The organism is Alteromonas sp. McT4-15, from assembly GCF_020515205.1.
In the GTDB taxonomy this organism is placed as follows: domain Bacteria; phylum Pseudomonadota; class Gammaproteobacteria; order Enterobacterales; family Alteromonadaceae; genus Alteromonas.
In genome coordinates this window covers 23,096-44,397 of record NZ_JAJALG010000012.1, presented here as the reverse complement: position 1 = coordinate 44,397, position 21,302 = coordinate 23,096, and the positions used below count along the sequence as shown (strand labels likewise).

Genomic DNA, 21,302 nt, shown 5'->3' with positions numbered 1-21,302 from the left:
GCCGGAGGCTCGCGTTGAAAAATAGTCGTTTCACTTTTTCATTTTCGTGGCATCTGGCCTTAGAAGCACTGCTTGTTTGTCTGGTGGGCGTCGCATTAAATGCGATTCCTGCTCCATTTGACAGCAGTGGTATTGCCGTATTTGGCGTAGGTGTATCGGTTTATGCTGCCCTGCGCTTTTCCCCTTTTATTTCAATTCCTATTGCCCTGCTTATTAGTATGCCTCTGTGGCTTACCGAGGGAAGTATTGTTGGCAAAGAAAGCCTGACATTACTGCCAATTGTTTTGTCGCTTTTTGGTTACAAAAAGTCGCTTAAGCAAGTCATAAAAATAGGCGCAGGCTTTTGGTCTATCGTCTTTCTGCCTGTACTTGTGTTAGAGCACTCACTGTACGATGGTGACAACGTTAACGTTTTATTTTCAGGTGTATTAGTCACTTGGGTGAGCGGTGTGTTTGGTCTTATTACAGGGCACTTTGCTTACTTAGCGCTACATGGATTAAAGCGACAGACATCGTATCGTTTTGAACGCGTAACACTACATTTTCTGTTTGGTTATTTTTTTGCTGGCTGTTTTTTTGTGGCCTCCATGGCTGTTATCTACCTGTCGGTAAGTATGTTTCAACGTCAACAAGAGCGCCAGATCCACAGCTATATGATGCAACGTGTTCAAGTACTTGAATATCAACTATCTGATTTTATTCGACGTCACCAAAGTGCCATTTCCGGTGCGGCGAAAATGCTATCAAGTAGCGCTTTTCAAGAGCGCCAAGATGATGCTGCAAATGCGCAGATGGCAATTCTTGCAAAGGAATACCCTGAGTTTTTAACGTTTTTGGTGACCAATGCGCAAGGTGATATTACCCAAGCGTACCCCCTAGATATGATGGACAAGGCACGTGTGAGCGGCTTAACGAATGTAGCCTACCGTCCTTATTTTTACGAGGTCATGCAAAATGGCCAGCCATTCCTTTCCAATGTATTTCAAGGTAGAGGGTTTGGAAACGACCCCATTATCGCGCTATCTGCCCCCTTAATGGATAGCACTGGTACACCACAGGGTATTATTGAGGGCTCACTTTCACTGAAAAGCTTTCAAGGCATTGACGCACTTAGCCTACGTGGTTTTTCGATGTTGATAGAAGATCAAAAAGGCGAAGTCATTTATGCGTCCCCTGGACTGGGTATGAAACCTTTGAGTAAAGCGCCTTTTTATGGGTGTGAGCCTAACTGTCCAGTTGAGGTGATTGGCGAGAACGAAGAGACAGTGCTGCTTAGATTTACTGGAAACCTTTCAAATGTAGATTGGAAAGTCAGTTACTTATTCAACAAGCGGCTATTGCTCGGTTCTATGAGTGGCTACTTATTGAAAGACCTAGTATTGCTGCTTGTTTTATCTGCATTTGGTACCTTTACTGGCTATATCGTTGCGAAGATGGTTGGCGCACCTATTCGTCGATTAGTACACTATATTGCTGAGTTTGAGCCCAATAAAGCCAATACAGCAAAGGTGCCACGTCGAGCGCTTCATATTCAAGAGCTATCCTCGCTTAACGATGAGTTTATGAGTCTAGAAACACGTCTTGTGGATGCATTTAATGACTTGGAGAAAGCCCGTCAAAACGAAAAAAGTTTAAACGTAGAATTAAACGAGCTAAACCAATCGCTAGAAGCGCGTATCGAGGAAAAAACACGACATTTGGCGCACGCCCTTAAAGAAGCTGAAGCTGCAAATATTGCGAAAACACAGTTCCTCGCGAACATGAGCCATGAAATTAGAACCCCAATGAATGGAATAATAGGCTCGTGTGAACTACTGCTAGAGTATGATTTATCTGAGCATGCGGCGGCGCGAGCGCGCACGATCTCGCGCTCTGCGGTAAACTTGCTAATGATTTTGGATAGCATTTTAGACTGGTCTAAGATCGAGTCGGGTAAAATGCTTATAGACCCAGAGAATACGAATGTTCAGGAGCTTTTCGATGCATCGTGTGAGTTGTATAGGCACACGGCGCAAAGCAAAGGATTCGACATCGCATTATCCATTTCATCCTCTGTACCTTCAGCACTTCATTTGGATGCCGGAAAAGTCAGCCAGGTGTTAAATAACTTGTTGAGTAACGCAATTAAGTTCACCGTCGACGGTGGCATAACCGTAGACGTGAGTTACGAAGTGGGGGTATTACATGTGACAGTATCAGATACAGGCATTGGTATTGAAGCAAACAAATTACACCTTATTTTCGATAAGTTTGAACAGGCCGATGCATCGACCACACGATATTTTGGTGGCACAGGACTAGGCCTTGCAATATCAAAAGGTTTGGTGGAGTTGCTCGGTGGCCGCATGCAGGTAGAAAGTGAAGTGGGTAAAGGCACTACGTTTACCTTTTACGTTCCTTGTGAGGTGGGTAATGGCATTGCGTTCAATGAACCTGAAAAGGTTGCTTCTCTGCCTAGTGATTTACGCGTGTTACTGGCTGAAGATAACGATATTAATGCCGAAATAGTAATGGATATGTTCGCATCAGAGGGCATTAAATGCTTACGCACGCGTAATGGCGCAGATACAGTACAAGCTGAAAAGCGCTACGATTTCGATATTATTCTCATGGATTGCCAAATGCCCGTCATGGACGGACAGAGTGCCTCACGACTGATTAGAAAAGAAGGGCGTAACAAAGATGCAGTCAGAATAGTGGCGTTAACAGCAAATGCCTTTGCTGAAGACAAAAATGCCTGCATAGCTGCAGGCATGAATGCACATTTGAGTAAGCCTATACGCAAGACGGTGCTATTCGACTGTATTGCCCGTGAACTTGCTAGCGTTTGAGGCAACGTCACCATTGGCTTTATTGGCGTTTTCTTCGCTAACAAGTCGTAACACCAGGTATCCAAGGCATGCAGAAACGAGTGAACCCGCTAGAATACCTACACGCTCATCAAAAATTTGATTAATACCCGTCTGTTCAAACGCTAAACCGCCGATAAATAAGCTCATGGTAAATCCCACGCCACAGAGCAATGCGCAACCGTAAATATGCTTAAAATTAAGATCGTCAGGCAGCTTTGCCATTTTTAGTTTGACCATAACGAAACAGAAAACAAAAACACCCACTTGTTTTCCGACCAACAAACCTAAAAAGATGCCAAAGGTTACGGGGTGAAAGATACCCTCTGGACTGATATTGCCAAAGCTAATACCTGCATTGGCAAAGGCAAATATGGGGAGTATGGCGAAACTCACAGAGCTATTTAGGCTGTGTTCTAATCGAGTGACCGGCGAATAGGAAGGATCCTTTGAATCGCGCATTGGAATAAACGCAGCTAATACAACCCCTGCCAGCGTAGCATGTACGCCTGATTTCAACATGGCCACCCAAAGTACAATGCCAACCAGCACATAGGCAGGTATATCCACGACGTTGCGGCGATTCATTTGCCACAACAACAATAAACAGCCAGCGGCGATAAGCAGTGCCCCCATTGTAATGTGCTCAGTATAAAAAAGGGCAATAATGACAATAGCGCCAATATCATCGATTATAGCGAGCGTCACCAAAAACACCTTCAAGCTGGTGGGCACGCGACTGCCTAGCAGCGCGAGAATACCTAAAGCAAAAGCAATGTCGGTGGCAGCGGGAATGGCCCACCCTGCAATGGCTACTGGGTTATCCCAATTAATGCTTACGTAAATGAGCGCTGGCAACACCATACCGCCCACTGCGCCAGCGGCGGGAAATACAATATTTTTGGGGTTAGAGAGCTCACCCTCGCAAACCTCGCGTTTAAGCTCTAAACCCACGTGAAAAAAGAAAACGGCCATAAGGCCATCGTTTATCCAAAGCAGAAGCGGCTTGTCGATAGCCCAACTGCCTGCCGAAATTTGCACGGGCATGGTAATAAGCTGGTCATAGAGCGTATCTAAAGGTGAATTAGCAATAATGAGGGCTAGCACAGTAGCTACCATCAACAAAATGCCGGGTGCAGCCTCTCTATTTAGAAAGTCAGAGACAACGTCATGCACTTCTTCAATAACCTCGTCAATGACATCTGGCTCATGCTGCTTGGACATCGCTTCACCTCTTCTCTCATTTGACCGCACGCCTTCTTACAAGTCGCACAGCGCCACCTCAATCCATTCGCCAAGGCCAGGTGGCTTTTATTCCGTTAACATTAAGTTTAGTTAATACGGGGATGTTGTAGCACAGAGATCAATTTTCAAATGCGTAGCGGTTATGTTTACACATGTATTACCTTAATCTTTGCGGTGGGATTTTGAACCGTTTTACGCTACAATCGCGGCCTTTCCGAAGTCGTCCATTTTACCTACCCCGAGGATCTCTAGATGGCAAAAATCGCGATTGTTATGGGTTCAACTTCAGACTGGCCTACTATGCAGCAGGCTGCCAAAATGCTGAAGTCATTTGGTGTTGAATTTGAAGCGAAGGTGGTGTCAGCACACCGTACTCCTAACTTGCTAGTAGAGTTTGCAGAAGGCGCTGCAGAAGCGGGTTTTAGCGCAATTATTGCTGGAGCAGGTGGTGCAGCCCATTTACCAGGAATGATTGCTGCACATACGCATTTGCCCGTATTTGGTTGCCCAGTAAAATCAAAAGCCCTTAACGGTCTAGATTCATTACTCTCTATTGTTCAAATGCCAAAAGGCGTAGCGGTTGGCACTCTAGCAATAGGAGAAGCTGGCGCAGCAAATGCAGGCTTATTGGCCGCTCAGGTCGTTGCGTTGCACGATGAAAAAGTACGCGATGCCGTTATTGCATTTAGACAATCTCAAACTGACACAGTTCTGGCCTCTAGTAATACGCTGGAGTTAGATGAATGAGAGTAGTAGTTTACGGTGCAGGTCAACTTGCACAAATGATGTATCTGGCAGGAAGCCCTCTAGGTATTGACGTTCAAGCTGTAGACGTAAACAACGATACTGTTGTGCATCCAGTAAGTAAGACGCCGTTAGAGATATCATTAGAGCAAGCACTAGAAAGTGCCGATGCGCTTACTGTAGAGTTTGAGCATGTTCCAGAGCGCTTATTAGAAGACGCCGCGAAAACAAACAAGCTTATGCCAAACATCGAAAGCATATTAGTAGGTGCGGATCGCGTACGTGAGAAAAAGCTATTGGAGTCGATGGGCGTGGCTAATTGCGAGCACAAGATCGTGACGCATTTAGATCAGCTTGACGATTGCGTTGCGCAACTGGGAAGCAAGTTGATTCTAAAAGCTAGTCGCGATGGCTATGACGGCTACGGGCAATGGCGTTTAGCCGATGCTGCAGACTTGCCAGCGCTGAAAAAAGCGCTGCATGGTTTGGATCTTGAGAGCGTGCCTCTTGTTGTCGAGAAAATGGTAGCGTTTGATAGAGAGCTTTCATTGATTGGTGTGCGTAACGCCAATGGTGATGTGCGCACCTATCCACTTGCTGAAAACTTGCACCATCAAGGTCAGTTACATGTATCAGTTGCTCCAGCAACTGACGTTGATGACGCGCTACAAACTCAAGCTCATGATATTTTTGTTAAATTAGCAGAAGGCATGGACTATGTGGGCGTATTGGCAGTAGAGCTTTTCCAAGTTGGCGAAACACTTCTTGTTAATGAACTTGCACCGCGTGTACACAACTCAGGGCACTGGAGTCAGTCGGGTGCGGTAACCAGTCAATTTGAAAACCACCTTCGTGCGGTTTGCGGCTTACCACTAGGCGACACATCTGCTATTGGTCCAAGTGCTATGGTGAATATTATTGGGTGTAGCAGTTTTTCTCGCGAGTTACTCAGCATCGATGGCAGTCATCTTCACTGGTATGGAAAATCGGTGCGCGAGAAGCGTAAGATGGGCCATATTAACGTGACCACGAATAGCTACGAAAGCTTAGGTGAGAAGCTGATGGCATTAAGCCAATATTTGCCATTGGAATACTTTCCAAAATTAGTTGGTGAAGCAACGCGATTAAAAGGTTGACACCAACGCGTTTATCGCTAGAATACGCATCCGCTGTCTAGGCAGCGGTTTTATTTAGTGTGCCGACTTAGCTCAGTTGGTAGAGCAACTGACTTGTAATCAGTAGGTCGCCAGTTCGATTCCGGCAGTCGGCACCATTTTTCTTTTAGCGCTTTTTTCTTAAAGCGTAATTACTTACACTGAACTTCGAAACACATCGGAGCGCTATGTATGTCGAAGTATCCCCCATTAGTTAAATCCTTTTTTCTTGTCTCATCAATTTTTGTATCAGCTTTAACGTCTGTTGCATTTGCACATCAACACCAAAACGATGAGCACGCTAAATCAGCAGAATCAAATCAATCGAAAACCGGTATTATGGTGATGGACGGATACGCCCGAGCTACATTCGCAATGGCAAAAACGGGGGCCGTGTACTTTACTTTGCATAATCAAAATAATGAACCCGTTACCCTGACGTCGGTATCAGTAGACAGCGCTGTTGCAAGTGATGCACAAATTCACACAACAGAAATGCAAGACGATGTCATGAAAATGCGAGAAATGACAGAAGGCGTGAGCGTTGATAGCAACGCAATGGTGTCTTTCAAGCCAGGTGGTTATCACATCATGTTGTTAGGACTGTCTAAAGGGCTTGAAGAAGGCAGTAATGTTGCTCTAACACTGACTTTCGACGAGCAACGTGAACTACACGTTATATTACCGGTGAGAAAGGATGAAAACGCAGGTCATCATCACCACCATTAAAAGACAGGGCTATTGATGGGTATTGTGAAGCGCGTTGTGATACTTGTACTACGCTTCATTGAGTAAGCCGATGAGCACAATCAATTAAATGCAAAATCTTTTTCTTAAAAACTACGTTACTATTTATGTAGATTTTAAAATTGAATTGTATTTTGTTTTTAATTCATTTTCTGAATTAATTTAAGGAGTGTGACATGAGCAAGATTGATATTGGTATTTCAGAAAGCGACCGTAATGCAGTAGCTGAAGGGCTTAAAAAGCTGCTTGCCGATTCGTACACGCTTTATCTTCAAACGCATAATTTTCACTGGAATGTTGAAGGGCCGCAGTTTCGCGAACTCCATTTAATGTTCGAAGAACACTATACTGAGCTTGCCCAGGCGGTTGATGAAATTGCAGAGCGTATTCGTACATTGGGTGTAGCAGCGCCAGGTACGTACAAGTCGTTTGCAGAGCTAAGCTCAATTGAAGAAGTAGAGGGTGTACCTGAAGCAATTGAAATGGTGCGTCTACTTACTCATGGTCATGAGCAAGTGGTTAAAACCTGCAGAGCGTCACTGAAATTAGCACAGGACGCAGATGATGAATCATCTGCCGCGCTTATTGGTGATCGCATGCGTGTCCATGAGAAAACGGCATGGATGCTTCGTGCAACGTTGCCAAAATAAGGTAACGGTTTATTGTCCTAAAATTGCGCTTTTAGCGCGATAGTTGGGTGAATTATCTAAAGGGTACAGCATAGCTGTGCCCTTTTTTGTATACTCGCGCGTATTACAATAATACTAATGTAGCCATGCTGCGCTACTGCACATTAAACCGAGGCTTCTAATGACAAAACTTTCTTCTGTATTGCTGACTACCAGCGTGCTAGCGCTTGGGCAATCAGTATTTGCTCACGAAAACCACGACCATGGTGTTACCGATAAAGACATTACTGTCACTACCCTTGCAGAAGGGCTAGAGCATCCGTGGGGCATGGCTTTCTTACCTAATGGAGACTTGCTGGTAACCGAGCGCGCAGGTGGTATTCAGCGTTTGTCGAAAGACGGTAAACTGTCAGGGCGTTTAGCCAATGTGCCTGCTGTAGTGGCGAACAATCAAGGCGGTATGCTCGATATTGCCATTGATCCAGATTTTAGCAGCAACAACACGGTGTACTTTTGTTACAGCAAAGAAAGCGAAGTTGAAGGCAAAAAGGGGAGTAGTAGCAGTGTCGCAAAAGCGACATTGACGGCGACAGGTCTAGATAACGTCGAGGTCATCTTTAGCGCTGACTCTATAGTAGACAACGGTTTTCACTTTGGCTGCCGTCTAGTATTTGATGCCGACAAGCAGCTTTACGTTACCATGGGCGACCGTTATGAATACATGCAAGAAGCGCAAAACACCAATAATCACTTTGGCAAGATTGTGCGCATCAATCGAGATGGAAGTGTTCCCACAGACAATCCGTTTACAGACGGTGATGCGCCTGAAGTATTTAGCTACGGCCATCGCAATGTGCAAGGCGTAACAGTCCACCCACAAACTGGCGACGTATGGGCAATGGAACACGGGCCTAAAGGTGGTGACGAAATCAATATTATTCGTGCTGGCGCGAACTACGGTTGGCCAGTCATTACTTACGGCATCGATTACAGTGGTGAGATCATTAGTGACAAAACTCACATGGATGGCATGGAGCAACCGTGGGTTTATTGGGACCCGTCAATCGCACCTAGTGGTATTACGTTCTACAACGGTGACATGTTCAAAGAATGGAAAGGCGATATTTTGGTAGGCTCACTGAAGTTTACTCACCTTCGCCGCATAGAAGTTGAAGATGGCAAGCCTGGCGAGCAATTCGAATATGTTCGCGACAACCAAGCACGTATTCGCGACGTTGAAGTTGCCCCAGATGGTGCGATTTACCTACTGACAGATGCGCCAAATGGCAAAGTATTAAGACTTTCTAAGTAGTACGTAAAATACCCCAGCCCAAGCGGGATGGGTACAAGAAACCAAAAAAATAGCCGGGTTATCTAACCCGGCTATTTCGTTTAACTAATGCTTAATCATTCTCTTTTGGCGATGTCGCATAGCGTTCGAACCACGCCAAAATATTTCCAACTTTCTGAATAAGCCGTGACGGGCGACTGGCAATGCCGTGAGAGGCGCCTGGGATTCGAACCATAGCAGCGTCAACACCCTGAAGTTTCAGTGCTTGATAGTACTGCTCTGACTCACTAATTGGTGTGCGGTAGTCTGCTTCACCCGTTAGTAACATGGTAGGGGTTGTAACGTTCCCAACGAGTGACAAAGGGCTGCGCTTCCACAGTTTATCTGCGATGTTCCAGGGCTTGTCGGCCATCCAGTATTGACTGAAATAAGGGTATGCGTCAGCAGTCAGTGCAAAGCTAACCCAATTTATAACGGGTTTTGCCACCACAGCTGCGGAAAACCTGTCCGTCATGCCAATCGACCATGCCGTTAAGACACCGCCACCAGAACCCCCTGTGATAAACAAGTTTTCGGTGTCTATATTGCCTTTTGCTACTACGGCATCAACAACATCCATCAGATCGTTGAAGTCGTTTGAGGGGTAGTTGTGATGAATAAGATTACCAAAGTCTTCTCCATAAGAGCTGCTGCCTCGTGGATTTGACCACACCACTACGTAGCCTTTTGCTGCCATCAATTGAATTTCCATGGCGAAGTGAGGCCCATAAGCCGCATGTGGCCCGCCGTGAATTTCCAAAATGAGTGGGTAAGTCTTAGTGGCATCAAATCCGGGAGGATAAGCGACCCACGCATCAATTTCGCGCTCATCATAAGAAGAGATAACCGTAAGATCTTCAACCTTTGCCAGCGTCTTATGGCCTAGTGCGTCATCATTAAGATGGGTAAGAACGCTATCCTGCTTACCTTTGCGATATAAGGCTAAATCACCCGGCATCGTGCGCGAAGCCGTGGTGTAAACAATGTCACCTTTTTTACTTATTGCGAAATCGCCAGAGGTATATGGGCGTCCAAATGCTTGCCCTCCAATAGCAATATCAAGGGGCTTAACGTCACCGTTTAGATTAACCACAGCCAATTTAGTTTCGCCGTTATCTAGGTAAGAAAATATTAAGCCTCGGCTATTTTGTCGCCATACAAATTGACCTAACGAACGGTCCAGCGACGTGGTTAAGCGCGTTACCTCACCACTTGCTAATTCCATCACCACCAAATCACTATTTTGATAAGACAGCTTCCTGTCGTTTAATTGCGTAAAAGCGAGATACTTACCATCAGGGCTTATAGACGGTCGACCTTCTGGACCCTCAATAGCGGTGACTTGTTCAATAGCCAGCGTTTCAATATTCACTTTATATATGTCACTAACAAGCGGATGCAGCGCGTAATCTTCACGGTGTGGCGTGGCAAAATAAACCCACTCATTATCATTAGAAAAAGATAGCGTGCCGCCACTAGGGAAATTGCCCGATGTTAATTTACGCGGTGTACCACCTTCGATGGGGAGCACAAAAATTTGATCATACCCTTCGCGAAGATAGCCCCTGCCATCACCGCGATATTGAGTTGCATCAATATAGGTCGCAGTCTCTGCCCAATTGGCCCCCTTCGGCTTTGATGGCATACCGGTGAAAATTGGCTTTTGTGGTGCTTCATCAAACAAGGTAAAGGCAAGTGTTTTACTATCGTTTGACCATGTGATTTGCCGTGGTGTTTCGGTGAGATTGGTCAGGCGGACAGACTGTTTGGTATCTAAATAATATAGGTGTAGTTGTGCTTTCCCTTTCACTGACTTGGTGTAGGCAATGTAATTACCATTGGGTGACAATGTTGCTTGCGACAAACTGACGTCGTCAGCAATAAACGGGCGGTGCTCTCCCGACTTTATGTTAACTTGCCACAGACGACTTTGTCGGCCATCCGTCATAATATCCATACTTTGTCGACTATATATAACCGTGTCATCGCTGATGAATTGTGGATTGGCAACAAACTCTAAATTAAAGGTGTCTTCGTATTGTAAAGGGTTAACAGAGGTTGACGGAGAAGACGTGTTGTCAGCGTCTTGCAAGGCATTTACTGTTGAAGAAGTAGATAACAAAAGTGAAAGGGCGATAGAGGATTTAACCAGCCTCCATCGGGAAACGTGTCGAGACGTCAACATATTGCATTCCTTATTCTTTTACACACGTACGAGCGCGATAGTTATTCTCTAACCTTATCGCGTTCTTTTTATTTGTGTAAAGATTGTGCGCCGAAGCAGCAGCTATACATGATAGGTTGCAGACTATGTTGTATGAAGACGCGTTAGCCTTTTAGGCTAATTCTGCCCAACAGAATATCTTTAAACATGACCCAATCGCCAATGAAGCTATAAAGTGGGTATTTAAAGGTGGCAGGCTTGTTTTTTTCAAAGAAAAAATGCCCTACCCAAGCAAATCCATAACCAACAACTGGCACTAGCCAAAGCAGTGTGTAGTTTGATGTGTAAACAGATAGCGCTACTACTCCAAGTACTAGCCACGAGCCTATAAAGTGCAGTGTTCTGCATGTGGCATCGCTGTGCTCCTTGAGATAAAACGGATAAAACTCGCTGAAAGACGTAAATTGCGTCGATGATTCGCTGTTAACACTCATAGTTCACCTTGTAGTTGCGAGGTTTCGGTTAATAAGGAATTCTGTTCAAACAGGTTATTTTCTTATCTATAAATATATTACATAGCTTCTGTTAACAGCAAATTAACATTATTGGCCTATACAGAATGTCGCGAAGCTGACAAAGTGAGGATATCTTGGCTCGCTCTTGAGTTTTATAGACTGATACCCCATATTTCACTCCAGAAGAGCATTATATAAAGGCATGTGTTATGGAAAATTTCGTTGCAAATCATCAGGCAACCATTGTTGATATTACCGTAGAAAACTTTCAGCAAATTATTGTTGAAGCATCACAAGAGAAGTTGGTACTTATCGACTTTTGGGCTGACTGGTGTGAGCCGTGTAAAGACCTTATGCCAATACTAGAAAAGCTGGCTGGCGAGTACAGTCAGCATTTGATTTTGGCCAAGGTAGACTGTGAAGCGCAGCAAGAAGTCGCTGCACAATTTGGTATTCGCAGTTTGCCCACAGTAATGGTAGTGCAAAATGGTCAACCTGTAGACGGATTTGCCGGTGTACAGCCTGAACAACAAATTCGAGAAATGCTTGCGAAATACCTACCAAATCCAGAAGACGACTTACTGGCAACGGCAGGAAAAGCGATTCAAGCTGGTGATTATGCGCAAGCCTTACCTGCAGCAAAAGAAGCGCTTTCACTTAACCCTGATAACGTGAACGCCAAGTACATGCTTATCGATTGTTATATAGAAACAGGTTCAATCGATGTGGCTAAGACACTGCTTGAAGAAATTAAGCTTGTAGACCAAGACTCTCGATATAAATCGCTAGCAGGTAAAATTGAGCTGGCTGAGCAAGCGGCTGATACGCCAGAAATTAGACAATTAATGGCAGCCGTTGAGGCTAACCCAGATGACCTTCAGTTAAAAATTGATTTAGCTGTACAGTTACAACAAGCCAACAAGGCCCAAGACGCCTTAGCACTTTTGTATAGCGTATTAAAGAAGGAGTTGGGTTTTGGCGATGCGCGAAAGCTGATGATGGACATGATGAACGCATTGCCCGATGGCGATCCACTAAAGTCGGAATACCGCCGAAAAGTATACAGTCTGCTTTACTAATTCAAGATACAAGATGGCCTGCATCGCAGGCCATTTTTAATTATTCCCACGCTTTAATGGTTTCACTCTATGGGGGAGTAGCCTTCTTTGTGTAACCAATTGAGCGCCTGAAAGTACTTATCAAAATACTCTCGTTCATAACCGACCACTTCAAAATCTCGTTGTTTTGCAGGGTGGGTTCGTTCTAATTGGGCGCGTTTTACCATACCCGCATCCAGCACATAGGCTGAGCGGCACAAGCCTCGCGTAATATTAACTTTAATAGCATCCGCCAGACATGTCTGGCATTCAGGCGTGGCCAATACCCAGCGTCTGCCGTCCATTATTGCAGCCCACGGCTGGTTGTCGAATTTAGAAACGATGTCGTGCATCTCTTCAACAAATAGCTCTGTCGTGCGTAAGTTCCATGCGCCGGTCGCAAAAACTTCAAGCATATTGCCTGATATATCAAGAGAATAGTTCCCGTATTTAGGAAAGCGCATAGTTAACCTTATAAAGCCAAAAGACCTTTGCGTATCCATATTAATACGCCTTAAGTAATTGTATAGCAGACTTTGAGTTGTTTGCAGTAGTAATAGGTATAAGAAATTAAACCTTTTGGGGTGTTTGTACATTAAAGCGGTCAGTTCAATTTACACTTTGCGTTGACAAACTCACGCGCTTCGCTGCCTAACACTATGCGAGAGCGACGCAAATTTGATAGGGTTTATGCGGTTTTTCTTTTCACGGTAGCTGTCCATGTCTTATCAGCAGTTTTATACGGGGTTTCTCTCAGCCAACACAACAAAGCAGCATTACGCTTGCCACAGCCATTATTTTTGGCCTGATTGTACGCGCGATGCCATGCTTGAGTACTGGGACGATAGTGCTAAATATGTCGATCATAAATGGGGCTATTTTTTTGAAACGTTAGTACCGGAACTGCAACAGCGCATCAGTACTATTTTAAATACCAACGCGCCCGGGCAGGTGGTGTTTGCACCAAACACACATGAATTGCTTTATCGCATTATGAGTTGTTTCGATACCGCTAAGCCGATAAAAGTCGTTTCTACCGATAGCGAATTTCACAGTTTTCAGCGCCAAGCAAGCCGTTTAGAAGAGCAAGGCGCAATAGAGCTAATTTCAGTAGAGACTCAGCCATTTGATACCTTTTCATCACGCTTTAAAGCGGCAATAGCGCAACATAATCCCGACCTTGTGTTTTTCAGCCACGTGTTTTTCAACTCAGGCTATGTCGTCAATGACCTAAATGATGTTGTAAACAGCGTAGCCAATGACGATACCATCGTTGTCATCGACGGGTATCACGGCTTTATGGCAAAACCAACTGATCTTAGTGATATCGCTCATCGCGCATTTTATTTAGCGGGTAGCTACAAATATGCGCAAGCAGGCGAGGGAGCGTGTTTTGCTCACGTCCCCACAGGTTGTAAGCTTCGTCCCGCCTATACGGGATGGTTTGCCGAATTTGGTGATCTTGACAAGCCGCGTCAAATAGCGGGTAAAGACGCAGTGCAATACAGCCAAGATGGAATGCGCTTTGCTGGTGCAACGATGGATTTCACAGCGCTTTATCGCCTGCGGGCAGTATTGCGCCTGTTTGAAGAAAACAACTTAAGCGTTGCGACCATCAATGACTATGTGATGCAAATGCAACAGCATTTTCTCAATGAGCTTAAACGGCAGGGGCACGGCGTATTGAACGAGGCTAACTTGGTGGTTAAAGATGCACATTGTCGTGGCCACTTTCTTACGTTTGAATTAGCCGATGCCAAGGTTACTCAAGCGCTTTCAGCGGCCTTAAAAGAAAAGGGGATCTTAACCGACTCCCGAGGTAATCGCTTGCGCTTCGGCCTTGGTCTTTACCACACCCCTGATTACATTAACTTAAACGCGTTAAGCGCACTATAGTCAAAAAGGATGAAGTATGGAGTGGCTATTACCAGCGTTTGCACTGGTACTCATAATTGAAGGTATTGGGCCATTGCTGTTCCCTAACAAGTGGCGAAATTATCTACTGCAGATTAGTCAGCAATCGAGTAATCAGCTAAGACAGATAGGCGGCACGCTTGTCATCATCGGTGCAATGTTACTTTTGTACTTTACCTAGTAAATAGACCAAGTGTTCAGCTTTTTTCATGGCTTTGATTGGTAATGCTATGAAAATTAATGCCTTACAGCGCGCATAAAAAATACAGGACTCGACATTGCTCGTTGGCCTGTATGCAGCGCGCAAAAATAATAGCGATTTCGTTGTATTTTTGTTCGAAAAGGGGGTGATCCTTGCGCAAGAATTTTGTAGAATCCCCGCCTAATTTTCTTACACATATGATTCATGGCAAAGAACGTTGTGGTACTCGGCACTCAATGGGGTGACGAGGGTAAAGGCAAGGTCGTAGACCTACTCACAGATCGCGCAAAATATGTTGTTCGCTACCAAGGCGGGCACAATGCAGGTCACACTCTAGTCATTGACGGTGAAAAAACCGTTCTTCACTTAATCCCATCAGGCATCCTTCGCGATAACGTTACCTGTATTATCGGTAATGGTGTTGTGCTTAGCCCTGACGCGCTTATGAAAGAAATTACCATGCTTGAAGAGCGTGGCGTTCCTGTGCGCGAGCGATTGAAAATCAGTGAAGCGTGTCCGTTAATTCTTCCTTATCACATTGCATTAGACGTGGCGCGCGAAAAAGCACGTGGCGCGAAAGCAATTGGTACAACAGGCCGCGGAATTGGTCCGGCTTACGAAGACAAAGTAGCCCGTCGTGGCCTGCGTGTCGGAGACCTATTCAACGCAGAAGATTTTGCGGCTAAGCTAAAAGAAGTACTAGACGTACATAACTTTACGCTTACCCAATACTATGGTGCTGAAGCGGTAGACTTTGACGAAACCTTAAAGTGTGCAATGGACGTTGCTGACATTCTTAAAGCAATGGTTGTTGATGTAACTGACGAGCTAGATAAAGCACACAATGCTGGCTTGCCGATTATGTTTGAAGGTGCACAAGGTACGCTTTTAGACATCGACCACGGTACATACCCTTATGTTACGTCGTCTAACACTACTGTGGGTGGTGTAGCAACAGGTGCTGGTTTTGGCCCACTTAAACTAGACTATGTACTTGGTATTGTGAAAGCATACACCACACGTGTAGGTTCTGGCCCTTTCCCAACTGAACTTGAATGTGAAGTGGGTCAACACCTAGGTGTTAAAGGTCATGAGTTCGGCGCGACTACTGGTCGTAAGCGTCGTACCGGCTGGTTTGATGCGGTAGCAATGAAGCGAGCGGTACAAATCAACTCAATCACAGGTTTCTGCTTGACCAAGCTAGACGTACTTGATGGCCTAGAAAGCCTACAGATTTGTGTTGGTTACAAAGACGCTGAAGGTAACGTAAAAGATGTACCTCCAATGGCCGCTGACGGTTACGAAAAAGTAACGCCAGTATATGAAGAAATGCCAGGTTGGTCAGACAACACCTTTGGTGTGACTGAGTTTGAAGGGCTTCCACAAGCTGCTAAGAACTACATTAAGCGTTTAGAAGAGCTTACTGGTGTTCCTATTGATATCGTATCAACAGGTCCAGACAGAAACGAAACCATCGTATTGCGTCATCCTTACGACGCCTAAGAGGCGTCGAAGCGCGCAAACCGAAATAGGTTTGTTTTTATTATTTATAAAGCCCAGCATATGCTGGGCTTTATTGATCTTGCCCTACAGAAAATCAATGTCTTACACCGAAACCTACGGCCAAAACTACACAGCGCTTAAACATTAATTAACAATTTAGTTGCGTTGAAGGCCAACATCCCTATTAATATAAGATACCAAGTAAATTGTTTCGTGCTTGCTTAAGCCATTGGAGCCTTCTTATGCCAAATAGACCTTCTCTTCATGCAGTTGAATCGGGTGTGTGTTTTGTTGATACCGTGCAAAAGCTGAATAACAGCTATATTACTGGCAAAACACAATCGTTGGATTGGCGCAAAACTCAGCTCAAGGCCCTAAAGCGTATGCTGGAAGAAAACCAGCATGATATTTTGCAGGCGCTGAAAAAAGACTTAGGCAAATGCGAAACCGAAGCGATGGTCGCCGAGCAGGGCTTTCTGTTATCTGATATCGATCATACTTTAAAGCACCTAGATAAATGGGTAAAGCCTCGTAAAGTGTCTACACCCATGGTGGCGTGGCCAGGTAAAAGCTTTCAGCAACCAGAGCCCCTTGGCACTGTCTTGATTATTGGCGCATGGAACTACCCGTTACAGCTTTTACTCGCGCCCTATATTGCCGCACTTGCAGCGGGAAACTGTGCAGTGCTTAAGCCGTCGGAATTAGCGGTAGAAACATCTGCACTTGTCGCCAAGTTAATTCCGCAATACATGGATGCCTCATGCGTGGAAGTCATTGAAGGGGGTAAGGACGAGTCGACAGCGCTGCTAGCATGTAAATGGGATCATATCTTTTATACAGGCGGTGAAGCCGTAGGCAAAATAGTGATGAGTGCGGCGGCGCGTCATCTTACACCCGTGACACTAGAGCTAGGTGGTAAAAGCCCATGCTTTGTTGACAAGAATACCAACTTAACGGTTACCGCAAGACGTCTAGTTTGGGGTAAGTGGATGAATGCAGGGCAAACTTGTATTGCGCCTGACTATGTCATTGTAGAAAAAGGTTTTGAACAAAAGCTTATCGATGCCATTAAGAAAGAATTGAAAAAGCAGTATGGCAAAGAGGCATTAGCGTCTCGCGATTACGGCAATATTATCAATCATCGTCATTTTAAGCGGTTAGAAAGCTACCTTGATAGCGTTAATGTTGTCTACGGTGGCGATACGGACGAGTCACGTCCTGCTATGGCACCAACTTTAGTACTTGAGCCCTCGCTAGACAGCCCTGTGATGAAAGAGGAGATTTTTGGTCCTATCCTCCCAATCATCACTGTAAACAGTATTGATGAGGGCATTGCCTTTGTTAATGACCGTCCAAAGCCTCTTGCACTATACGCTTTTAGTGATAACGATGAGGTGCTCGACCATATTATAAGCCATACCAGTTCAGGTAGTGTGTGTACCAATGACACCATGATGTTTATGACTAACCCTGAACTTCCTTTTGGTGGGGTAGGTAACAGTGGCATGGGCAGCTACCACGGGCGTCACGGTTTTGATACGTTCAGTCACTTGAAGACCGTAATGAAACGATCGTTTGCCCTTGATGTACCCTTTAGGTACGCACCATTTTCAAAGTTAAAATTATCATTACTTAAGAAGTTTTTGTAACAGGAGTTGTTATGCCTCAGCCATTTCATCTTGCAATACCCGTCACAAACTTAGATGACGCTAATGCGTTTTATGGTGAGTTATTGGGGTGTGAAAAAGGGCGTAGTGACTCGCAATGGATAGACTGGAACTTTTTTGGCCATCAGTTGGTAACACACTGTGTAGAGCAGATGCCTTCGCCGCCGTCGCACAATGGTGTGGACAATCATGCGGTGCCCGTTCCTCACTTTGGTGTTGTTCTTACAATGGACGACTGGCAACATTTAGCTGAAAAGTTAGAAGCGTCGAACATAGAGTTTGTTATTGCGCCTTATATCCGGTTTAAGGGGCAACCCGGCGAGCAAGCGACCATGTTTTTCAAAGACCCTTTTGGTAATGCCCTAGAATTTAAAGCTTTTGCCGATATTAAGCAGCTTTTTGCTAGTTAGCGTTACCTGCCATCAGGGAAGGACGCTTTTCCTTCCCTCAACGCAATCTTACTAATACGCGCCTCGCTTAAATATACTGCGTCGTCTGCGTGGTTTGAAACGATGATACAACAGCACAATGCCTGTTAAGGTGAAAAGCAGGGCACTAGCAGAAAACCCTATAAGCAGCGGGCTATTAAAGTTACTGCGATCTTTATAATCCATAATGTGAAGCATCCACATAAAATCGAACAGGCGCCATGTATCAGTGCGCACTCTCAACACGGCCCCCGTGTTTGGGTCAAGGTAGAAGTGAGTGTCAAACTCGTCATCAAATACCATCTGCCACAGCGGTGCTGTAAGGTTCTGCACTTCTTGCGGAAGTGTGGTTATTAATTCACTCGATTGAATATTGCCTTTCCCGCGATATTGAGCAAGTGCGAGCATCTTGATTGTGTCTTCACTCATCGACGTCAATTGTCTGCCATCTAGCGCATTGTACCGGTAAACCTTGTCTTTATCCTTGACCTGATAAACCGGCGTACTGACAAGCGCTCCGTCTTGGATTTCTAGCCTGTGGGTAAGTGATAATACTGCACTGTTATTGTGGGTGCTAAGTATGCTAGATGGGCTGGCTAAAGCGCTATGCCATCGGGTAGTCACTTTACTGCGCAGGTGGTTTCCTCTTACTTCTTCTATAGGAAGATAGGCCATTACCAAGCCACTTAAAAACCATAAAGCGATTTGTATACACAAGATAAGCCCTAGGTAATTGTGAAGCGCACGCATAAATTTGTTCATTGTAATTGTCTTATTTTTATTTTTATTTATCACACTTTATACAAGCAGAATGACTCGTAATACGCAAATTTAAAAGGCATTATGCAACACCCGTTAATCACAGGAGCGTGCTTCACGTGAAGAAGGTCTTAATATTAGTTGATGTCCAAAATGTGTATTACACCTGTCGCCAAGCATACAAGCGCAATTTCAACTACAACCATTTCTGGCAAGCAGTAAGTAATGAAGCTGATATTGAACTCGCTTTCGCTTATGCCATTGATAGGGGGGATAACAAGCAAAAAGAGTTTCAGAATATTCTGCGTGCTATCGGTTTTCACGTAAAGCTCAAGCCTTTCATTCAGCGAAGTGATGGTTCTGCAAAAGGCGATTGGGACGTTGGTATAACAGTAGATGCACTTGAACATGCGACTGATGTTGACGAGGTCATCTTGGTATCAGGTGACGGCGATTTTGATATTCTAGTGAACACTCTCAAAAAGAAAGGAAAAACGGTTAGTGTTTATGGCGTTCCCACACTAACCGCTGAAAGTTTACAAAAAGCGGCGTCGCAATTTATGCCTATTGAAGAGTCGCTATTGTTGTAGGCATCACGATACTTTTACCTCTGCCGCTTTTTTCTGAAGCGGCTTCAATACCACTTGGCGTGCGCTTTATCAGATGTACATCACCAAAACGCCGCTCATCAAGGGTATAGCCAAGCTCGGTTAAAGCTTGTTGAGTGTGCTCATCAAACCCCTTGTGCATGCGAATAGTATCTTTTGGTAAGAGCTGGTGGTGAAAACGCGGCGCGTTCACGGCCGCTTCTGCGTGCATATCGTATAGCAATGCATTTAACAACGACTGTGTCACCGACGATATAATGGTAGTGCCACCAGGGGAACCGGTTACCAATACAACGTCATCATTTTTTGTCACTAAAGTGGGCGTCATAGACGATAGCATACGCTTGTATGGTTCAATGGCATTCGCATCTCCTCCTACCGCACCGAAGAAATTGGGTACGCCCGGCTTGGCACTAAAATCGTCCATTTCATCATTTAGCAAAAAGCCCGCACCTTCTACAACAACGCCGCTACCAAAAGTAAGATTGATGGTGGTGGTATTCGCCACTGCATTACCCCATTTATCCATAATGGAAAAGTGAGTGGTATCTTCGCTTTCTTTTAATCCCGGTTTGATATTTTCCGTAGAGGAAATGCTCGTTGGTTGAATGTCCAACGCTCTTCGTGCGATGTAGTCAGGTTGAGTTAATGCATTCACCGGAACCTCAATAAAATCAGGGTCTCCCATATATTCGGCTCTATCGGCAAATACACGTTTGCCAATTTCAGACATGATATGAATGTACTCGGCGCTGTTTTGCGCGGGTAATTCATGAGTTTGGCTAAATGCCTCAAGCATACCTATCCATTGAGCAACAGCGACACCGCCTGAGCTAGGAGGTGGAGCAGTAACAAGTTCATATCCCTGCCAATTTAGATGAAGTGGTTTGCGCCATACTGCCTTATAGGCAAGTAAGTCATCATAAGTGATAAGACCACCATTTTGCTGCATAAAGTCAACAATGTGTTTGGCAACTTCTCCTTTATAAAATCCATCTTTACCTTTTGTTTGAATGGCTTTTAAGGTGTTGGCAAGTTCGGGCTGCTTAAACAGTGAGTTGGCAGTAGCTTTCGCAAAGTAGTCGTTGAAGTTACTTACCAAGCCTTTTTCTGTGGTGCGTGCAATGTATCGCTCAATATTATTGGCCAGCTTCTCGTGAACAATAAAGCCGTCCTCGGCTAGTGCCACTGCAGGTGCTAGAAGCCGCTCCCAAGGCAATGTACCGTACTTCTTATGCGCCGCCCACATGCCTGCTACGGTGCCTGGAATACCTGATGCTTTTGCACCAAATAACAACTCGTAGGTCTTAACGTTACCTTCATTGTCTAAATACATATCCCGATGCGCGCGTTCTGGCGCCATCTCGCGATAGTCTAGAAAGTCAGTAGTGTCTTCAAACTTGATGGTCATAAAGCCGCCACCACCCACATTACCCGCTTCAGGTAGGGTTACCGCTAAAACAAACTGCGCGGTAATTGCAGCATCTATAGCGTTCCCCCCTCCTTGCAGAACTTGCATTGCAGCATCGGCACTGTAACTGTCAGGCATAGCAACAGCATGTTGACTAGCACTCGTTGATACTGTTGACGCTTTGGCTTCAGTACTTTTTTCCTGCGGCGAATGTGAACATGCAATAAGGGTACTTAATACTAAAAAGGCAAAAAGTGGCCTTAGATTTCTGTTAATCCGTTTCACAATGACTGACCTCCTTTAACGACATTGAGCTGGTAAATTGAGCGGGTAACC

General features: G+C 45.0%; 19 protein-coding genes and 1 tRNA gene. 14 read left to right on the top strand and 6 right to left on the bottom strand.

Annotation, left to right across the window (positions count from 1 at the left end):
- Positions 1 to 14 precede the first annotated feature (14 nt).
- A complete protein-coding gene (locus LHL20_RS10785) occupies positions 15 to 2,831 on the top strand; it encodes an ATP-binding protein (protein ID WP_226433322.1) in 2,817 nt (938 codons plus the stop codon).
- Here LHL20_RS10785 and nhaA read toward each other — a convergent pair.
- Positions 2,793 to 4,073 carry a Na+/H+ antiporter NhaA gene (gene nhaA / locus LHL20_RS10780; RefSeq protein WP_226433321.1) on the bottom strand — a complete coding sequence of 427 codons (1,281 nt, stop codon included), beginning with the start codon at positions 4,071 to 4,073 and terminating at the stop codon, positions 2,793 to 2,795. The genes LHL20_RS10785 and nhaA overlap by 39 nt on opposite strands.
- Positions 4,074 to 4,346: 273 nt before the next feature.
- Between nhaA and purE the strand changes: the two genes are divergently transcribed.
- From purE to LHL20_RS10750, 6 genes are all read left to right on the top strand, one after another.
- Entirely contained in the window at positions 4,347 to 4,841 is a 495-nt protein-coding gene (gene purE, locus LHL20_RS10775) for a 5-(carboxyamino)imidazole ribonucleotide mutase (RefSeq protein WP_159627286.1), read from the top strand.
- Positions 4,838 to 5,974, top strand: coding sequence for a 5-(carboxyamino)imidazole ribonucleotide synthase (locus tag LHL20_RS10770; protein WP_226433320.1), 1,137 nt, complete (start codon positions 4,838 to 4,840; stop codon positions 5,972 to 5,974). Before purE ends, LHL20_RS10770 begins: the two co-directional genes overlap by 4 nt.
- A gap of 61 nt (positions 5,975 to 6,035) precedes the next feature.
- Positions 6,036 to 6,111: transfer RNA gene (locus LHL20_RS10765), tRNA-Thr, on the top strand.
- Positions 6,112 to 6,184: 73 nt separating this feature from the next.
- Positions 6,185 to 6,721: a copper chaperone PCu(A)C gene (locus LHL20_RS10760; protein WP_226433319.1), complete on the top strand. Its 537-nt coding sequence runs from the start codon at positions 6,185 to 6,187 to the stop codon at positions 6,719 to 6,721.
- A gap of 194 nt (positions 6,722 to 6,915) precedes the next feature.
- The gene (locus LHL20_RS10755) at positions 6,916 to 7,389 is read left to right on the top strand and encodes a Dps family protein (RefSeq protein ID WP_159627278.1); all 474 of its coding nucleotides are present in this window, start codon (positions 6,916 to 6,918) and stop codon (positions 7,387 to 7,389) included.
- A gap of 160 nt (positions 7,390 to 7,549) precedes the next feature.
- Positions 7,550 to 8,680: a PQQ-dependent sugar dehydrogenase gene (locus LHL20_RS10750; RefSeq protein WP_226433318.1), complete on the top strand. Its 1,131-nt coding sequence runs from the start codon at positions 7,550 to 7,552 to the stop codon at positions 8,678 to 8,680.
- Positions 8,681 to 8,771: 91 nt separating this feature from the next.
- Here the strand turns inward: LHL20_RS10750 and LHL20_RS10745 are convergent, their stop codons facing one another.
- Both LHL20_RS10745 and LHL20_RS10740 read right to left on the bottom strand, forming a co-directional pair.
- Complete coding sequence (locus LHL20_RS10745) at positions 8,772 to 10,883, bottom strand: S9 family peptidase (protein ID WP_226433317.1); 2,112 nt, start codon at positions 10,881 to 10,883, stop codon at positions 8,772 to 8,774.
- 143 nt (positions 10,884 to 11,026) lie between these two features.
- Positions 11,027 to 11,356 (bottom strand): DUF962 domain-containing protein, encoded by a 330-nt coding sequence (locus LHL20_RS10740; protein ID WP_202263362.1) that lies wholly within the window; start codon positions 11,354 to 11,356, stop codon positions 11,027 to 11,029.
- A 230-nt stretch (positions 11,357 to 11,586) separates the two neighbouring features.
- Between LHL20_RS10740 and trxA the strand changes: the two genes are divergently transcribed.
- Positions 11,587 to 12,456 (top strand): thioredoxin, encoded by an 870-nt coding sequence (trxA, locus tag LHL20_RS10735; protein ID WP_202263363.1) that lies wholly within the window; start codon positions 11,587 to 11,589, stop codon positions 12,454 to 12,456.
- 62 nt (positions 12,457 to 12,518) lie between these two features.
- Here trxA and LHL20_RS10730 read toward each other — a convergent pair whose 3' ends face one another.
- On the bottom strand, positions 12,519 to 12,938 hold the full coding sequence (locus LHL20_RS10730) for a hypothetical protein (RefSeq protein ID WP_202263364.1): 420 nt from the start codon (positions 12,936 to 12,938) through the stop codon (positions 12,519 to 12,521).
- 256 nt (positions 12,939 to 13,194) lie between these two features.
- On the opposite strand from LHL20_RS10730, the gene LHL20_RS10725 reads away from it, so the two are divergent.
- The 5 genes from LHL20_RS10725 to LHL20_RS10705 all read left to right on the top strand — a co-directional run bounded on the left by LHL20_RS10725 (position 13,195) and on the right by LHL20_RS10705 (position 18,170).
- Positions 13,195 to 14,370, top strand: coding sequence for an aminotransferase class V-fold PLP-dependent enzyme (locus LHL20_RS10725; protein ID WP_226433315.1), 1,176 nt, complete (start codon positions 13,195 to 13,197; stop codon positions 14,368 to 14,370).
- 16 nt (positions 14,371 to 14,386) lie between these two features.
- Positions 14,387 to 14,569, top strand: a complete 183-nt coding sequence (locus LHL20_RS10720) for a DUF2065 domain-containing protein (RefSeq protein WP_226433314.1) — start codon at positions 14,387 to 14,389, stop codon at positions 14,567 to 14,569.
- Between the two features lie 225 nt (positions 14,570 to 14,794).
- On the top strand, positions 14,795 to 16,093 hold the full coding sequence (locus LHL20_RS10715; protein WP_159627271.1) for an adenylosuccinate synthase: 1,299 nt from the start codon (positions 14,795 to 14,797) through the stop codon (positions 16,091 to 16,093).
- Positions 16,094 to 16,335: 242 nt separating this feature from the next.
- Positions 16,336 to 17,742 carry an aldehyde dehydrogenase family protein gene (locus LHL20_RS10710; protein ID WP_159627270.1) on the top strand — a complete coding sequence of 469 codons (1,407 nt, stop codon included), beginning with the start codon at positions 16,336 to 16,338 and terminating at the stop codon, positions 17,740 to 17,742.
- Positions 17,743 to 17,753: 11 nt separating this feature from the next.
- The gene (locus LHL20_RS10705; RefSeq protein ID WP_202263368.1) at positions 17,754 to 18,170 is read left to right on the top strand and encodes a VOC family protein; all 417 of its coding nucleotides are present in this window, start codon (positions 17,754 to 17,756) and stop codon (positions 18,168 to 18,170) included.
- 51 nt (positions 18,171 to 18,221) lie between these two features.
- Here LHL20_RS10705 and LHL20_RS10700 read toward each other — a convergent pair whose 3' ends face one another.
- Positions 18,222 to 18,950: a PepSY domain-containing protein gene (locus LHL20_RS10700; protein WP_226433313.1), complete on the bottom strand. Its 729-nt coding sequence runs from the start codon at positions 18,948 to 18,950 to the stop codon at positions 18,222 to 18,224.
- A gap of 116 nt (positions 18,951 to 19,066) precedes the next feature.
- Between LHL20_RS10700 and LHL20_RS10695 the strand changes: the two genes are divergently transcribed.
- Positions 19,067 to 19,537, top strand: coding sequence for an NYN domain-containing protein (locus LHL20_RS10695; protein WP_226433312.1), 471 nt, complete (start codon positions 19,067 to 19,069; stop codon positions 19,535 to 19,537).
- Here LHL20_RS10695 and ggt read toward each other — a convergent pair.
- Positions 19,512 to 21,242, bottom strand: a complete 1,731-nt coding sequence (gene ggt / locus LHL20_RS10690; RefSeq protein WP_226433360.1) for a gamma-glutamyltransferase — start codon at positions 21,240 to 21,242, stop codon at positions 19,512 to 19,514. The two genes, LHL20_RS10695 and ggt, sit on opposite strands and share 26 nt — an antisense overlap.
- Positions 21,243 to 21,302 lie beyond the last annotated feature (60 nt).

Coding starts and splice junctions, on each gene's coding strand:
- nhaA (WP_226433321.1), bottom strand. CDS start 4,073: ATGTCCAAGCAGCATGAGCCAGATGTCATTGACGAGGTTATTGAAGAA.
- purE (WP_159627286.1), top strand. CDS start 4,347: ATGGCAAAAATCGCGATTGTTATGGGTTCAACTTCAGACTGGCCTACT.
- LHL20_RS10770 (WP_226433320.1), top strand. CDS start 4,838: ATGAGAGTAGTAGTTTACGGTGCAGGTCAACTTGCACAAATGATGTAT.
- LHL20_RS10760 (WP_226433319.1), top strand. CDS start 6,185: ATGTCGAAGTATCCCCCATTAGTTAAATCCTTTTTTCTTGTCTCATCA.
- LHL20_RS10755 (WP_159627278.1), top strand. CDS start 6,916: ATGAGCAAGATTGATATTGGTATTTCAGAAAGCGACCGTAATGCAGTA.
- LHL20_RS10750 (WP_226433318.1), top strand. CDS start 7,550: ATGACAAAACTTTCTTCTGTATTGCTGACTACCAGCGTGCTAGCGCTT.
- LHL20_RS10745 (WP_226433317.1), bottom strand. CDS start 10,883: ATGTTGACGTCTCGACACGTTTCCCGATGGAGGCTGGTTAAATCCTCT.
- LHL20_RS10740 (WP_202263362.1), bottom strand. CDS start 11,356: ATGAGTGTTAACAGCGAATCATCGACGCAATTTACGTCTTTCAGCGAG.
- trxA (WP_202263363.1), top strand. CDS start 11,587: ATGGAAAATTTCGTTGCAAATCATCAGGCAACCATTGTTGATATTACC.
- LHL20_RS10730 (WP_202263364.1), bottom strand. CDS start 12,938: ATGCGCTTTCCTAAATACGGGAACTATTCTCTTGATATATCAGGCAAT.
- LHL20_RS10725 (WP_226433315.1), top strand. CDS start 13,195: ATGTCTTATCAGCAGTTTTATACGGGGTTTCTCTCAGCCAACACAACA.
- LHL20_RS10720 (WP_226433314.1), top strand. CDS start 14,387: ATGGAGTGGCTATTACCAGCGTTTGCACTGGTACTCATAATTGAAGGT.
- LHL20_RS10715 (WP_159627271.1), top strand. CDS start 14,795: ATGGCAAAGAACGTTGTGGTACTCGGCACTCAATGGGGTGACGAGGGT.
- LHL20_RS10710 (WP_159627270.1), top strand. CDS start 16,336: ATGCCAAATAGACCTTCTCTTCATGCAGTTGAATCGGGTGTGTGTTTT.
- LHL20_RS10705 (WP_202263368.1), top strand. CDS start 17,754: ATGCCTCAGCCATTTCATCTTGCAATACCCGTCACAAACTTAGATGAC.
- LHL20_RS10700 (WP_226433313.1), bottom strand. CDS start 18,950: ATGAACAAATTTATGCGTGCGCTTCACAATTACCTAGGGCTTATCTTG.